This window comes from Pseudomonas sp. PH1b (genome assembly GCF_000633395.1).
GTDB lineage: Bacteria > Pseudomonadota > Gammaproteobacteria > Pseudomonadales > Pseudomonadaceae > Aquipseudomonas.
Genome location: NZ_AYMU01000001.1, coordinates 185,049 through 199,757 on the forward strand (window position 1 = coordinate 185,049; position 14,709 = coordinate 199,757).

The 14,709-nt window shown below is 63.5% G+C and carries 16 protein-coding genes; 8 read left to right on the forward strand and 8 right to left on the reverse strand.

Features of this window, described 5'->3' with window-relative positions:
• Positions 1-9: 9 nt before the first annotated feature.
• Positions 10-1,071, forward strand: coding sequence for an AI-2E family transporter (locus tag U873_RS0100735; protein ID WP_025126413.1), 1,062 nt, complete (start codon positions 10-12; stop codon positions 1,069-1,071).
• Here U873_RS0100735 and U873_RS0100740 read toward each other — a convergent pair.
• The 3 genes from U873_RS0100740 to U873_RS0100750 all read right to left on the reverse strand — a co-directional run bounded on the left by U873_RS0100740 (position 1,068) and on the right by U873_RS0100750 (position 2,151).
• Positions 1,068-1,253, reverse strand: coding sequence for a hypothetical protein (locus U873_RS0100740; RefSeq protein ID WP_025126414.1), 186 nt, complete (start codon positions 1,251-1,253; stop codon positions 1,068-1,070). The two genes, U873_RS0100735 and U873_RS0100740, sit on opposite strands and share 4 nt — an antisense overlap.
• Positions 1,254-1,347: 94 nt before the next feature.
• Positions 1,348-1,542, reverse strand: coding sequence for a hypothetical protein (locus U873_RS0100745; protein WP_025126415.1), 195 nt, complete (start codon positions 1,540-1,542; stop codon positions 1,348-1,350).
• A 252-nt stretch (positions 1,543-1,794) separates the two neighbouring features.
• Positions 1,795-2,151, reverse strand: a complete 357-nt coding sequence (locus tag U873_RS0100750) for a hypothetical protein (RefSeq protein ID WP_025126416.1) — start codon at positions 2,149-2,151, stop codon at positions 1,795-1,797.
• Between the two features lie 255 nt (positions 2,152-2,406).
• Here U873_RS0100750 and U873_RS0100755 point away from each other — a divergent pair, with 255 nt between their 5' ends.
• Positions 2,407-3,225, forward strand: coding sequence for a shikimate 5-dehydrogenase (locus tag U873_RS0100755; RefSeq protein ID WP_025126417.1), 819 nt, complete (start codon positions 2,407-2,409; stop codon positions 3,223-3,225).
• A 157-nt stretch (positions 3,226-3,382) separates the two neighbouring features.
• Here the strand turns inward: U873_RS0100755 and U873_RS0100760 are convergent, their stop codons facing one another.
• Both U873_RS0100760 and U873_RS0100765 read right to left on the reverse strand, forming a co-directional pair.
• Positions 3,383-4,033 carry a YceH family protein gene (locus U873_RS0100760; RefSeq protein WP_025126418.1) on the reverse strand — a complete coding sequence of 217 codons (651 nt, stop codon included), beginning with the start codon at positions 4,031-4,033 and terminating at the stop codon, positions 3,383-3,385.
• A gap of 232 nt (positions 4,034-4,265) precedes the next feature.
• Positions 4,266-6,785: an alpha/beta hydrolase fold domain-containing protein gene (locus tag U873_RS0100765; RefSeq protein ID WP_025126419.1), complete on the reverse strand. Its 2,520-nt coding sequence runs from the start codon at positions 6,783-6,785 to the stop codon at positions 4,266-4,268.
• Between the two features lie 177 nt (positions 6,786-6,962).
• Here U873_RS0100765 and U873_RS0100770 point away from each other — a divergent pair, with 177 nt between their 5' ends.
• Together U873_RS0100770 and U873_RS0100775 are read left to right on the forward strand one after the other, a co-directional pair.
• A complete protein-coding gene (locus U873_RS0100770) occupies positions 6,963-8,006 on the forward strand; it encodes an AraC family transcriptional regulator (RefSeq protein ID WP_025126420.1) in 1,044 nt (347 codons plus the stop codon).
• Positions 8,007-8,077: 71 nt separating this feature from the next.
• Positions 8,078-8,587, forward strand: coding sequence for a DUF1993 family protein (locus tag U873_RS0100775; protein ID WP_025126421.1), 510 nt, complete (start codon positions 8,078-8,080; stop codon positions 8,585-8,587).
• Between the two features lie 112 nt (positions 8,588-8,699).
• Here U873_RS0100775 and sstT read toward each other — a convergent pair whose 3' ends face one another.
• On the reverse strand, positions 8,700-9,932 hold the full coding sequence (sstT, locus tag U873_RS0100780; RefSeq protein ID WP_025126422.1) for a serine/threonine transporter SstT: 1,233 nt from the start codon (positions 9,930-9,932) through the stop codon (positions 8,700-8,702).
• A gap of 343 nt (positions 9,933-10,275) precedes the next feature.
• On the opposite strand from sstT, the gene U873_RS0100785 reads away from it, so the two are divergent.
• On the forward strand, positions 10,276-11,433 hold the full coding sequence (locus tag U873_RS0100785; protein ID WP_025126423.1) for an MFS transporter: 1,158 nt from the start codon (positions 10,276-10,278) through the stop codon (positions 11,431-11,433).
• Here the strand turns inward: U873_RS0100785 and nhaR are convergent, their stop codons facing one another.
• Positions 11,434-12,339, reverse strand: coding sequence for a transcriptional activator NhaR (gene nhaR / locus U873_RS0100790; protein ID WP_025126424.1), 906 nt, complete (start codon positions 12,337-12,339; stop codon positions 11,434-11,436).
• A 134-nt stretch (positions 12,340-12,473) separates the two neighbouring features.
• Here nhaR and U873_RS0100795 point away from each other — a divergent pair, with 134 nt between their 5' ends.
• Positions 12,474-12,722: a hypothetical protein gene (locus tag U873_RS0100795; protein WP_025126425.1), complete on the forward strand. Its 249-nt coding sequence runs from the start codon at positions 12,474-12,476 to the stop codon at positions 12,720-12,722.
• Positions 12,723-12,752: 30 nt separating this feature from the next.
• Positions 12,753-13,508 (forward strand): TerC family protein, encoded by a 756-nt coding sequence (locus tag U873_RS0100800; protein ID WP_025126426.1) that lies wholly within the window; start codon positions 12,753-12,755, stop codon positions 13,506-13,508.
• A gap of 78 nt (positions 13,509-13,586) precedes the next feature.
• On the opposite strand, the gene U873_RS36865 is transcribed toward U873_RS0100800, so the two are convergent.
• Positions 13,587-13,757, reverse strand: coding sequence for a hypothetical protein (locus U873_RS36865; RefSeq protein WP_177330215.1), 171 nt, complete (start codon positions 13,755-13,757; stop codon positions 13,587-13,589).
• 226 nt (positions 13,758-13,983) lie between these two features.
• On the opposite strand from U873_RS36865, the gene U873_RS0100810 reads away from it, so the two are divergent.
• A complete protein-coding gene (locus U873_RS0100810; protein ID WP_025126427.1) occupies positions 13,984-14,658 on the forward strand; it encodes a peptidase C39 family protein in 675 nt (224 codons plus the stop codon).
• Positions 14,659-14,709: the final 51 nt, after the last annotated feature.

Sequence of the window (14,709 nt, forward strand, 5' to 3'; positions counted from 1 at the left end):
AGATCGACGATGACTCAGAACAACCTGCAAAACAAAAGCCTGCTGCTGTTGCTGGTCCTGGTGACCTGCGCCTTTATCTGGATCCTCCTGCCGTTCTACGGCGCGCTGTTCTGGGCGGTGATCCTCGGCATTGTCTTTGCGCCGCTGCAACGCCGCCTGCAGGGCAAGTTCGGCTGGCCGCGCAACCTCACGTCCTTGTGCACCCTGGCCATCTGCCTGGTGATCGCCATCCTGCCGGTGGTCATCACCAGTGTGCTGCTGGTCCAAGAAGGGGCCGAGCTGTACAAGAAGATCGAAAGCGGCCAGCTGGATATCGCCGGCTATCTGGTGCAGTTCAAGCACAGCCTGCCACCGTACTTCCAGCATTTGCTGGACCGATTTGGCCTGGGCGAGCTCAATGGCCTGCAGGAGAAGATCGTCAAGAGCGCGATGCAGGGCAGCCAGTTCCTGGCGACCCAGGCCTTCAGCGTTGGCCAGGGCACCTTCGAGTGGCTGGTGAGCTTCTTCATCATGCTCTACCTGCTGTTTTTCTTTTTGCGCGACGGCGCCGAGCTGGTGCGCAAGATCCGCAGCGCAGTGCCCCTGGCCGAGTACCAGAAACGTCGCTTGCAACTGAAGTTCAACCGGGTGGTGCGAGCCACGGTCAAGGGCAATGTGCTGGTGGCGGTGACCCAGGGGGCTTTGGGAGGGCTGATCTTCTGGGTCCTGGACATTCCCAGCGCCTTGCTCTGGGCCGTGCTGATGGCCTTTTTGTCGCTGCTACCGGCCGTGGGGGCGGGGCTTGTCTGGGGGCCGGTGGCGGCCTATTTCCTGATCAGCGGAGCGATCTGGCAAGGGGTGGTGCTGGCGCTGTTCGGAATACTGGTGATCGGCCTGGTGGACAACCTGCTGCGGCCGATCCTGGTGGGCAAGGACACCCGGATGCCGGACTACCTGATCCTGATCTCGACCCTGGGCGGGCTGGCGGTCTTCGGCCTCAACGGCTTTGTCATCGGCCCCCTGATCGCGGCGCTGTTCATGTCCAGCTGGGCGCTGTTCATCGAGACCCGGCCGCGGGTGCAGTTGCCTTAGCAGGCGTATAGCTGCCGGGTCGTCATTTCCCGAGACAGGGCCTGGGCGGCCGGCAGGGAAGGCAGAGGGCCGCTGACGGCTTCGCCATCGCGTACCAGGTACCAGCAGGCGAGCAGTCCCATGGCCCTGAGCGATGCTGGAACGGCGCTGCCGACAACGGACATGATCTGAACCTTTGGCATGGGAACCTCCTCAATTCGAGGGGTTACCTTACAAAGCGCCCAGTGCTACGAAAAATCACCCAAGTTGATAGTGGACATTGACGAGGGTGAGGGGTCAATCCACTACCTGATCGAGCATGTGCATCACTTCGTGCTCGTTGAGCAGGCCCTTGCGCACCAGGTTTTCTGCCAGCAGCGAGAGAAACTTGGCGCTGCGGTGGCCTTCCAGGTGCTTGAGCTCGGTAAGGGCGTCATACACGCGGCTGGAGGTGCAGAGGCCGGCGACGCGGTGCGGGTTTTGCGTGGGCATGTGGGGGCGTCCTTGTTGTTATGGGCCTGTGGCGAGCGGACTGTGTCGATCTTGCAGTCCTTGAATGACACAAACATGACAATCGCATGTCGCTCTGGGCGCTCGATGGGTGAACACACTATTGCCCGATTAAATAGCAAATACTGTTCCAGTCGCGACATCCTGCAGAATTATTCAGACATTTGGCTGCTGGAAAAATGCAACAGGCCCCGCCTTTTGGGGGCGGGGCCTGTGTCTGGATCCTGTTGCCGATTACCAGCGGCCGGGACCGTAGTAGTAATGGGGGTGGCCGTAGTAGCCACGGGGCGGCCCGTAGTAGACCGGCGCCGGACGGTAATAGACCGGTTGCTGCACATAGACCGGTGCCGGCTGGTAATAGACCGGTGGCGGTGGTGGCGCATACACCGGCTGGGGTTGCACATACACCGGTTGTTGCTGCACGTAGACCGGAGGAGCCTGGCTGGCGATCACCGAGCCCACCACGGCGGCGCCGACAACAGCACCCAACGCGGCGGGTCCGACCCAGCCGCCACCACCGTGGGCCGACGCCTGGCCTGCGACAGCGAGTGCACCGATGAGCAAGGCTATCTTGGGGATTTTGGAAATCATGGTTGTTCCTCGGTTCAACCCCAGCGTTTATGGTCTGCACCAGACTCAAGAACTGACGCGGGGATACTTCTAAGACAGCGCTTTTGGCAAAAACTGCACAGCCGCTGAGTAAATATTGTGTAAGGTCTGTACCGGCCTCTTTACCGTCATCCCTGGGCGGTGGCGAAGGCCTGTAAACCAACGCCGACATGATCAGGCACGGCGGGGTGGCTGACCAATCCCGTCTATCCGAAAGAGCCCAGCGAGGAGATGACGATGCACATGAACCCCAACAAGGACACGCAACTGTGCATGTCGCTGTCCGGGCGCCCGGGGAACTTTGGCCTGCGTTTTCACAACCACCTGTATGAGCAGTTGGGGCTCAACTTCTATTACAAGGCCTTCAGCAGCCAGGACCTGCCCGGCGCGGTCCGCGGGATTCGTGCACTGGGGATTCGCGGTTGCGGGGTGTCCATGCCGTTCAAGGAAGATTGCATTGCCCTGGTGGACGAACTGGATGCATCGGCCCGGGTGATTGCCTCGATCAACACCATCGTCAACACCGACGGCCATCTCAAGGCCTACAACACCGACTACATCGCCGTAGCGCAGTTGCTGGCAAGCCACCGGGTGCCCAGGGAGTCGAGTTTTGCCCTGCGTGGCAGCGGCGGCATGGCCAAGGCGGTGGCCAGTGCCTTGCGCGATGGTGGTTACACCCAGGGCGTGATCGTGGCCCGCAATCCTCTGGCCGGGCGCGCCCTGGCCGATTCGCTGGGGTATTCGTGGCAGGCGGAGCTGGGTAGCCTGCGGCCGCAGATGCTGATCAACGTGACGCCGATCGGCATGAGCGGGGGCCCCGAAGCGCAACACTTGGCCTTTGAGCCCGAGGCGATCAAGGCCGCGCAGAGGGTGTTCGATGTGGTGGCGGTGCCGGCCGAAACCCCTCTGATCATCCGCGCGCGGGCCGAGGGCAAGCAGGTCATCACGGGGCTTGAGGTGATTGCCCTCCAGGCCCTGGAGCAGTTTGTCCTGTACACCGGCGTGCGTCCGAGCGACGAGCAATTCCAGAAAGCCGTGGCCTTCGCCCGGGGGTGATGCGCAAAACTGCAGCCGCAAGCCTGAGCGGAGGGCGAGAAGGCGGGCGTCGGGTTCCGGCGCGTGTGCCGCTGATGGCTCGACGCCGCTTTGCTTGCTGGCGCCGGCGACTCCAGGGGCCTGTGACGCTACGGCCTCTGGAGGCTGCGCTGCCAGGTCAGCCTTCGAGCTGGGCCAGGCGTTCTTCGAGGGCGGCGATCCGCGCTTCGAGTTCTTCGATGCGTTCCACCGAAACAGCGCTGGCGCTGCTGCGTTCGGCCGGGTTGCCGCGAGCTGCGAGGATAGCCTCGATGTCCGCCGGGTCGCCCAGGGCATGGGTGTAGCGGTCTTCGCGCTGGCCGGCCTGGCGCGGGATGTGCAGGGCCAGGCCCCGGGCGATCAGGCGTTCGAGCTGGTGCAGGACCTGTTCGCTGTCTTCGAAGTCATGCATGCGCCCGCTGCGGGTCAGCAGTTCATTGACCGTCTGCGGGCCCCGCAGGAACATCAGGCCGCACAGGATCAGTTGCGCCGGCACCAGTTCCAGGGCCTTGTCCAGGCGCTGCTCCCAGCGGTCGGCCCGGCTGCCCATTACCAGGCGGGTAAAACCCTGGGCTTCGAGGGCCCGCAGGCTCTGGCCGACCTGGCCCGGGGTCAGGTTCATCACCGGCTCGCGGCTGGTTTTCTGATTGCAGGCAATCACCAGGGCGTTGAGGGTCAGGGGATAGGTTTCCGGGCTGGTGGCCTGTTTTTCGATCAACGATCCCAGGACGCGGATGTCGGTGCTGCCCAGGCGTAGTGCTTCGCTGGGGGTGTCGTGCTCGCTGCTCATGAGTGCGGGTCCCTTGGTCACTGATGGAGGGTGCGTGGAAAGCCGGGCGCATTGCGTGCAATGGCTGCCTCGGGCTTTGCGTGGCCGCTGCGGCCGCCGTCGAGGGGCTCTGTTTTACCTGCTGAACCCGCTTCTGACCATCAGAACTTGGTGGTGCAAGAAACAAACGCAGGGTTTGCCGGCATACCCGGGTGTCGCGCCCGCCACCAGGGACGGGCGCGGTTCCAGTACCTCAGTTCAGTTGCGGGTCTGCTGCCGGCTCCCGGGTGTGTTGCGCAGCCGGGCGTGCGGCGGTATCGGTGGGGTGTTCCAGGCATTGGCGAGCGAACCGGGCCACCTGGCGCAGGGCATCCCTGGCGGAGCGCAGGTAGAAGGTCTGGAGCTGGAACACGTGCCAGCGGTCCTGGTGGATCTGCAGTTGGCAAGGCACCGCCGATTGCCGAGCGCGCGCCGCCAGGCGAGTGGCATCGGACAGCAGCAGTTCCTCATCGCCGACCTGGATTAGCATCGGCGGCAGGCCGCGCAGGTCTGCTTCCAGGGGGCGGTGGCAAAGCGTTGCGGGTGGCACCGCATAGGCCTTGAGTGCCTGCTCCAGCCAGTCGCGGCGAATCATCGGGTCGGCCCCCGCCCGAGTGTGCAGGCTGGCCCCGCCAAGGTCGGGGTCGGTGACTGGCGACAGCAGCACCAGCCCGGCGGCAATGGTTTCCCCGCGCTCTTTCAAGCTCAGGGCCAGGGCCAGTACCAGAGCGCCCCCGGCGGAGTCGCCGGCAATCAGCAGAGATTCGGCCGGGCAGCCCTGGGCGCGGATCGCGTCATAGCAGGCCAGGCAATCCTCCAGTGCCGCCGGGTAGGGATGCTCCGGTGCCAGCCGATAGTCGGGGACCCAGACACTGCAGCCGCTTTCCCTGGCCAGGTGGCTGGTGACGCTGTAGTGGGTGTCCGGATTGCCCAGGCAGAAGGCCCCGCCGTGCAGGTAGAGAATGACCCCTTTGGCCGCCGTCGCCTTGGGTTCGATTATCTGCAATCCCCGTTGGCCCAGTTGTGTGCGCTGTCGGGTGACGCCCAGGCAGCCGGGCATCAGCCATGACAGGCGGTTGACCAGCCGGCGTTGGCTGGCGAGGGCCCGCGGCGGGCCGATCAGGGCCTTGAAGCTGGCGCGCAGGAACAGTCGCAGGAAGGCCGCGTTGCTGCGCTCCAGCCAGTCCTGTGGTGCTGCCACACGTTGCCCGTCCTGAGCCGATGAAGGTTGGTCCAGGGGGCTGGCCAGTCGATAGGCCTGCAGTCCGGCATACCGGGTGAGCCAGCGATAGGACCAGGTGAAGCCCGGCCAGTTGGTGCTGTTGTGCCCGCGGGCATCGACATACCAGCTCTGGCATCCGCTCCACACCGAAGTGGCCAGGCGTTGCTGGATGCGCTGTTGGAAACGCTGGTGCGGCTGCTCGTCCACTTCCAGGGTGCTCGCGCCGCTCTTCTGTAGCGCCTGGCGGCACTTCAGCACATGGGAAATCTGGCTTTCGAGCATGTGGATGATGGAGTTGTGGCCGAGGTTGGTGTTGGGCCCGTAGAGCATGAAGAAGTTGGGGAACTGCGGCACGCTGATCCCCAGGTAGGCTGCCGCGCCCTGCTGCCAGGCCTGGTTCAGCTCGAGGCCGTTGCGACCGATGATGCGCATCGGCGAGAGGAACTCGGTGGCGGCGAAACCGGTGCCGTAGATGATCGTGTCCACCGGGTGCTGCTGGCCGTCCCGGGTCTGGATGCCTTGTTCGGTGATGCGCTGGATGCCCTGGGTCAGCAGTTCGACCTGGGGTTTGTCGAAGGTCTTGAGGTAGTCGTTGGACAGCAGGATGCGTTTGCAGCCGATGGGATAGTCCGGGGTCATGCGCTGGCGCAGCTCGGGGCTGGAGACCGAGGCGTCCAGCAGCTTGCGAAAGGGCGCGCCCACCGCCCATTTGGTCAGGCCCTGCAGGCGGGTGAAGCCCAGCGCCCGGGATTCGAAGTACAGGTAGTGGCCGGCGCGGACCAGTTTCATCCACCACCGATGCCGGGCGAAGCGTTGCAGGTCCCTGGCGCTGTAGGCCCTATCGGCCTTGGGCATGATGTAGGCCGGCGAGCGCTGGAAAACCTTGAGCGTTGCCACCTGGTCGGCAATCTGCGGGACGAACTGGATGGCCGAGGCGCCGGTGCCGATCACCGCCACCCGCTGCTGGGTCAGGGAATGCTGGTGATCCCAGGTGGCGGAATGGAACACGTGGCCCCGAAAGCTTTCCATGCCCGGCAGGTTGGGCAGGGCAGGGCGACTCAACTGGCCGGTGGCGCTGATCAACAAGCGGGCCATGAACACCTGACCGTCAGTGCAGGTCACCCGCCAGCAGGAACTGGCCTCATCGAACGCGGCCAGGCGCACCTCGGCGCCATAGCGCAGATGCCGCTCCAGCTCATAGGTCCGGGCGCAATGCTGCAGGTAGCTGTGGATTTCCGCCTGGGGCGCGAACACTCGGGTCCAGCGCGGGTTGGGTTCGAAGGAGAAGGAGTACAGGTGCGAGGGCACGTCGCAGGCGGCTCCGGGGTAGGTGTTGTCACGCCAGACGCCACCGACGTCCTGGCCCTTCTCGAGGATGATGAAGCGGCTGACGCCGGCCTTGCGCAGGGCGATGGCCATGCCCAGGCCGCCGAAGCCGCTGCCGATGATGATGGCCTCCAAAGGCGCGCCGGATTGGGACTGCGGGTGCGAAGCGGGTGCGGATTCGGGCATGACGACCTCGTTGTTATTGTTGTGCGGCGCAGGGTTGGTTCATCTTGGGCCACTTCCATGTGACTGCGGTGCAGCCCCGATCAGTGAAGCATGCAGGTAAACCTTCGTGGACCCCATGCTGCAACGGGACAAGTGTTTTAGTATTTGGGCCAATTCAGCCTTTCACGAGCCTGCCCCATGAGCTTCCAGTCGTTCACCCGTGGACCGTCCAGTGCGTTGCTGCTGGTGAACTTCGGCCGGGAAAAGGGCCTGGCGGTGGTGCCGCTCCTGGCGGGGGCCGGGCTGACCCTGGAGCAGTTGCAGGACCCCAACAGTCTGCTTTCGGCCACGCAGGAGCTGCGTCTGGTGAGCAACCTGCTGGCCTTACTCGGGCAGCCACCGGGGCTCGGTTATGAAGTGGGCGCGCGTTACCACTTCTCCACGTATGGCCTGTTCGGTTATGGCCTGATCAGCAGCGCGACGCCGGCGGATGCCCTGAACCTGGCGTTGCGTTTTCTGCCGCTGACCTACGCATTTGCCTCGATCGGCTATCGGTTGGAGCCTGGTGTGGGGAGGCTGGTCTTCGATGAGCCACAGGTGGCGGACCCTGCGTTGCGCGAGTTCCTGCTGGCGCGAGACATGGCGGCTGCAGCGGTGTTGATGCAGGAAATCGTCGGCCAGGACTTTCAGTTGCTGCGTGTGACTCGCTGCGGGGCAGCCCCCGGCGTGCCTGGCGATGTCCCGGCGCCGTGCATTCTGGGGGTACGCCCGGAATATCGGGCCACCTGCCATAGCCTGGCGTTTGACCGGCGCTTTCTAAACCGGCCCCTGCCCCAGGCCAATCCGCTGACGGTGTCGATGTGCGAGCAGATGTGTGCACAGTTGCTGGAACGCCGGCAGGCGCATCCGCGAGCGGCGGAGCAGGTGCGCCAGTATCTTGATGCCTTGCCGGCCGGCCCGATGCCTGACTTGCCGGGCATGGCGCGCTTGCTCCGGACCAGCGTGCGCACCCTGAAGCGGCGCTTGCAAGAGGAGGGCACCAGCTATCGGCAGTTGCTGGCTCGCCAGCGCAGCGCCCGGGCCCTGGAGCTGCTGGGCAACTCCGGGTTGAGCTTGACGCAGATTGCTGAACGACTGGGGTTCAGTGACCTGTCGAGTTTTTCCCAATCGTTCAAGCGCTGGTTCGGCGTGCCCCCCAGCGCCTATCGCCCTGGCATCGCACGCCGGCCAGCGCCGGGATAAACGCCCCGGCCCGGGCCGCTGTGGCTATAATCCCTGCTCGCTGTATTCCTGCCATCCATGTCGAGACTGTCATGACTATTTCCCTGTACGCTGCTTCCGTTCCTGTCTTCAAGCAAATGCTCAACGCCTTGAGCGATGTGCTGCACAAGGCCGAAGCTCATGCCACGGCCAAGAACATCGAGCCCAACGCCTTGCTGCAGGCGCGCCTGTACCCGGACATGTTCCCGCTGGTGCGCCAGGTGCAGATCGCGGTGGATTTCGCCAAGGGCGTGTCGGCCCGCCTGGCTGAGGTCGAGCTGCCCAAGTATGACGACGCTGAAGTGACCTTCTCCGACCTGCAGGCGCTGATCGCCAAGGTTCTGGCCTTTATCGACGGCATTCAGCCGGCGCAGATCGACGGCAAGGAAGGCATCGAGATCGTGACTCGCCCGGGCACCCCGAAAGAGAAGCGCTTCAGTGGCCAGTCCTACCTGCTGACCTACGGCCTGCCGCAGTTCTTCTTCCACGTCACCACCACCTACGCGATCCTGCGTCACAACGGTGTGGAAGTGGGCAAGCGCGACTACATGGGCGCGTTCTAAAACCCCGGCTACGAGCGACATGAGCGACTGTCGAGCGACGCTCAGGCAGTTTTCGTAGCGCAAAAAAAGCCCGGCCAGGTTGACCCTGGCCGGGCTTTTTAGTGCCTGGCAATCAGGCGCTGGCTTGCGCCTTGTCTTCCTGGGCCATGCAGGCCGCCGCAGTGAAGAGTACGTCGGTGGAGGAGTTCAGCGCGGTTTCCGCCGAATCCTGCAACACGCCGATGATGAAGCCCACGGCCACTACCTGCATGGCGATCTCGCTGGGAATGCCGAACAGGCTGCAGGCCAGGGGGATCAGCAGCAGCGAGCCGCCGGCGACACCGGAAGCGCCGCAGGCGCAGACCGCAGCCACGACACTCAGGAGCACTGCAGTGGGCAGGTCGACAGCGATGCCCAGGGTGTGCACGGCAGCCAGGGTCAGCACGGTGATGGTGATCGCCGCGCCGGCCATGTTGATGGTGGCGCCCAGGGGGATGGACACCGAGTAGGTGTCTTCATGCAGGCCCAGGCGCTTGCTCAGCTCCAGGTTGACCGGGATGTTGGCCGCCGAACTGCGGGTGAAGAAGGCGGTGATGCCGCTTTCACGCAAGCAGGTCAGCACCAGTGGGAACGGGTTGCGGCGGATCTTCCAGAACACGATCAGCGGGTTCATCACCAGGGCCACGAACAGCATGCAACCGATCAGTACCGCCAGCAGGTGCAGGTAGCCGAGCAGGGCGTCGAAGCCCGAAGTGGCCAGGGTCGAGGCCACCAGGCCGAAGATCCCCAGGGGCGCGAAGCGGATCACTACGCGCACGATCAGGGTCACCCCGTTGGACAGGTCATCGAGCACGGTGCGGGTGGTCTCGCCGGCATGGCGGATGGCCACGCCCATGCCGATGGCCCAGGCCAGGATGCCGATGAAGTTAGCGTTCATCAGGGCGCTCACCGGGTTGTCCACCACGCTCAGCAGCAGGCTCTGCAGCACTTCAGTGATGCCGCCCGGGGCGCTGATGGCGACATCGTGGGTGGCCAGTACCAGGGAGGAGGGGAACAGGGTGCTGGCAATCACCGCCACTACCGCGGCAGCAAAGGTGCCCAGCAGGTAGAGCACCAGGATCGGCCGGATGTGGGTTTCCTGGCCGTGCTTGTGGTTGGCGATCGACGCCATCACCAGCACGAACACCAGGATCGGCGCCACGGCCTTGAGCGCCGAGACAAACACCTTGCCGATGAAGGTGGTGGATTTCGCCAGTTCAGGGGCGAACAGCGCCAGGGCGATACCGGCAATCAGGCCGATGACAATCTGCGTGACCAGGCTGAGACGTTTGAGGGACTGCAGAAAGGAAGGGGGTGAAGCGCTCATGACGGTATCTCTGTTTTTTTTAATGGGCGAAGCCTACCTGCCGCAAGCCCCTGGCCGAAAGATGACCGGGGTTGAACCAACAGGCGCTGGAACGCTCGAAAAGGGCAACGGGCGATCGGGTGGCCTGGGTGGCAAGCGCACGCGAAACCGCCTGTTTTGGCAGGGAGCGGACTTTATCACAGCTGTTTACGGTTCCTGCGTCGATGTGACGATCTGCCACTTGTCACTGCCATGCTGGTTGCCCTGACCCGTACTCACTCTGTTAATATTCGCCATCCCCTTTTCCTATCCAGTCAGCGGGCCCTTCGGGCTGTCGCTGCTGTCGCCGTTTCTGGAGTTCCCCATGTTGTTGCCCATCCTGCTGTTGTCGGCCGCGGGGTTCACCGTGCTGACTACGGAGTTCATCATCGTCGGCCTGTTGCCGTCGATCGCCCGGGACTTGCAGGTCAGTGTGTCCCAGGCCGGCCTGCTGGTGACCCTGTTCGCCTTTACCGTCGCCGCGTTCGGGCCCTTCCTGACCGCCTATTTCGCGCGGTTCCCCCGCAAGCAGCTGTTTATCAGCGTGCTGGTGATGTTCGGCCTGGCCAATGCCCTGGCGGCGTTGGCGCCGAATATCTGGGTGATGTCCCTGGCACGGCTGGTGCCGGCCCTGGGCTTGCCGGTGTTCTGGGCCCTGGCCAGCGAGACGGCAGTGGACATCGTCGGCCCGGACTACGCCGGACGGGCGATTGCCAAGATCGGCTTTGGCATCGTCTGTGCCACGGTATTCGGGATTCCCGTGGGCACCCTGATTGCCGATGCCTTCGGCTGGCGCAGCGCCTTCGGCATTCTGGCCCTGGTGTCTTTTGCCAAGGCGTTGCTGCTGTTCATCTATTTGCCGGTCACCAAGCCGCACAACGAGCAGGCGAGCCTGCGTTCGCAGTTCGGTATCCTGCGCAGCCCGCTGATGCAGGGGCATGTGCTGTTGTCGATCCTGGTGTTCAGCGGCATGTTCACTGCCTACACCTACCTGGCGGACATTCTCGAGCGCCTGGCCGGCTTTAACGGCACGCTAGTGGGCTGGTGCCTGATGGGCTTTGGCGCGGTGGGGTTGATCGGCAACTCCCTGGGCGGCCGGGCGGTGGACCGGCATCCGCTGATTGCCTCCATGGTGTTCTGCGCGCTGATGATCGGCGGCATGGTGGCGCTGGTGCCGAGCATTCATTCGACCCTGGGGTTGGCGGCAGCCATGGGCATCTGGGGCGTGACCCAGGCGGCGCTGTTCCTGGTCAGCCATGTGCGGCTGATCAAGGCCGCCCCGCAGGCACCTGCCTTTGCCGCTTCGCTGAACATCGCCGGGGCCAATCTGGGGATCGGCCTGGGGGCGATGGTCGGCGGTCGGGTTATCGACACCCTGGGCCTGGGCAGCCTGGGGCTTGCGGCGTCCGGCTTCATCCTGCTGTCCATCGCCCTGGCGCTGTTGCTGATGAAACTGAAGGCGCCGGATACCTGCGCCTCCTGATCAGTGGGGCAGGGCCGTGAACAGCTCCCGGCGTGCGCCTTCGGTGATGGCCAGGATGCCGGGATGCTTGACCTTGCGTTCCACGGAGATGGCGTAGAAGGACTCGGTCACGGCATCGGTCTGGCCAATCAGCTGCACCCCGTACTGCTGCCGGACCTCGTCGGCGATCACGCTGGGGGCGATGAAGATCCCGCTGCCGGATTGACCGAAGGCCTGCATCAGGGCGCTGTCGTCGAATTCCCCGATGATCCGCGGCTGCAGTTGCTGTTCGGCAAACCAGCGCAGCAACCGGCTGCGGACCACGGTTTCCTGGCCGGGGATCAATAACGGGGCCCCTTGCAGGCCTTGGGGAAAGTCCGCGCCGTGCAACCGGGCCAGCTCCGCGGTGGCGAAGAAGCTGATCCCGCATTCTCCAAGTTTCTGGCTGTAGCCCTTGATGTCCAGGTGCGAGGGCATCGGGCTGTCGGAAATCACCAGGTCCAGGCGCTGGATGGCCAGGTCCGCCAGCAGGCGTTCGAGTTTGTCTTCACGGCAGGTCAGGCGGATTGGCTCACTGAGTTCCATGGTCGGGGCGATCAGGCGGTAGACGATGGATTTGGGCACCACGTCCGCCACGCCGACCCGGAACTGGATCTGTTGCTCGTCGGGGCGGGCGCGAAGCATGGCCTCCAGTTCGCCGCCGAGCTGGAACATCTGTTCGGCGTAGGTCAGGGCCTGGCGTCCGGTTTCGGTCAGTTCCAACTGGCGCCCGACCCGGCGAAACAGCTCGATGCCATAGGTCTGCTCCAGCAGGCTGATCTGCCCGCTGATGGTCTGGGGGGTCAGATTGAGCTGTTCGCAGGCGCGGACGATGCTGCCAGTCTTGGCCACGACCCAGAAATAATGCAGTTGGCGGTAGTTGAGCATGCTGAGCTTCTGTTCGTAAAAACCGAAGTATAACTGCTAAAAATACGAATTTTCCTGAAGTATCAGGCTCCTTAGAATGCCTCGCTATCGATGGGGCCTTGCTTGGCCCCGTCCGTTCTATCGAGGAAAAAACTATGTCATTCAAATCCCTGGGCGCGGCGTCGTTGCTGGCCCTGTCTATGCTGACCCTGGCGGGTTGCGAGCAAGCGGAAAAGAGCGCTCAGCAGGCGTTGGACAAGGCCGCACAGTCGGCCAAGCAGGCCATCGACGACACCCACAAGGCTGCGGAGCAGGCTCTGAGTGACGCCACGCAAAGCGTGACCGGCAAGGAAAAAAGCCAGGACGAGGCTGCCAAGCAGCCTGAGTCGTCCCAGGAAATCTGATCTTTCATACAACCGAGTCAGGATTGACCCATGGATTACCTTTTACAGCTCGCCGCCAGCCCCACCGCCTGGGTTGCCCTGGCCACCCTGGTGGTGATGGAGATCGTGCTCGGCATCGATAACCTGATCTTCATCTCCATCCTCACCAACAAGTTGCCGGAGAAGCATCGGGCCAAGGCGCGGCGCATCGGCATCGGCATGGCGTTGTTCCTGCGCCTGGCGTTGCTCAGCACCATCGCTTTCATCGTCCAGCTCACCGAGCCGGTGGTTGAGGTGCTGGGCCAGAGCTTCTCCTGGAAAGACATGATCCTGATTGCCGGTGGCTTGTTCCTGGTGTGGAAAGCCACCACGGAAATCCACCACAGCATGGATCCCGAGCCCCAGGAGAGCAAAACCGAGACGCCGGGCGTGGCCATCGGTTTTGCCGCCGCGATCGGTCAGATCCTGTTACTGGACATGGTGTTTTCCATCGACAGCATCATTACCGCCGTGGGCATGACCGAGCACTTGCCGATCATGATCATCGCCGTGGTGGTGTCGGTGCTGGTGATGTTGCTGGCGGCCGAGCCCCTGGCCAAGTTCATCAACGACAACCCGACCGTGGTGATGCTGGCCCTGGGCTTCCTGATCATGATCGGCATGACCCTGATTGCCGAAGGTTTCGGCGCCCATGTACCCAAGGGCTACGTGTATGCGGCAATGGCTTTCTCGGCCGCCATTGAAAGCCTGAACATGCTCGCCCGCCGGGCTCGGCGCAAGCACCAGGCGACGCAGCACGACGCCTGATTCACAGCCACAGCAAACGGCCGCCTGTACTCGTTGGAGTCAGGCGGCCGTATTGTTGGTGTGATTTGAAACGGTCAATCAATGGGCAGTGGCGGGCCGGCCGGTGGTTTTTTCTGCCTTGGGGCCAGGGGCTGACTGCGGGGGTTGATAGTGGTGGCGGCGAGTGATGCGCAGCACGCCCCAAAGCATGGCGGCGGCAACCGCCAGCCAGCCCAGGATCAGCATCAGGATCGTCGTTGTCAGGCTCATGAGTGCCTCCTTTCGTGCCCGATACCGGGCACCTACTCTTACCAATGGACAGTCTAGTAGCCTCTGTGTTTCAAGCTATTGACCAATAGTCGAGAGTCTTCGAACACTTCGCTCTATGGTTTTCAACTAACTGCCGTCTAACGCTATACCCTCGTCCAAGAGGGCCCTATGATCAAGCCCCCAGCCGGGAGTCAGTCGGTCCGGCGATTGAATATAGAGAGCGATGATGGTGCGGGTATTTTCTCGATTTCGTACAGCGCTGCTGGCCAGCGCCTGTGTCTTGGGCCTCGCGGGTTGCGCGGGCAGCGTGCCGTTGGAGATCCAGCGCCTACCAGAGCGGGTGGAGCTCAATAGCGTGCCGTTCTTTCGTGGGGAGATGTATCAGAGCGCTCCTGGTGCCCTGGCCAGCATGCTTTCGCAGCAAGGGGTCGTGATCACTCCGGGCTTGCTGGACAAACCCTTGCACCTGCCGGGCGCTGAGGCGCAGTTGCAGCAGAACATGCAGAACCTGGCGCGGGAATACGGGATGGTGGTCTATCCCCTGGACGACAATCTGCCTGCCTTGCTGACCCAGGTTGCTGCGGGGTATCCAGTGCTGGTGCGTTTCACCGAGGGCTCGACGTTCTGGGCCGAGCCGCGTTACGCGGTACTGGCCGGTTATAACCGGGACAAGCGGACGGTGTTGTTGCGAGGGGCGAAAAGTCGCCGGCAGTTGATGAGCTTCAGTGAGTTCGAATCGTCGTGGAAGAGTGCCGGAAGCTTTGCGGTGCTGGTTCAGGCTCCCGACCAGCTACCGGCCAAGGTTGATCGCCAGCGCTGGCTGAAAGCGGTCAACGACTTGGCCCAGGCTGGCCAGGAGAAGGCGGCCGCCAGAGCGAGCAAGGCGCTCGACAGCCATTGATTGCTCCGCTCAAGACAACGGCGCCTGCGGGCGCCGTTGTCGTTTCTGCTG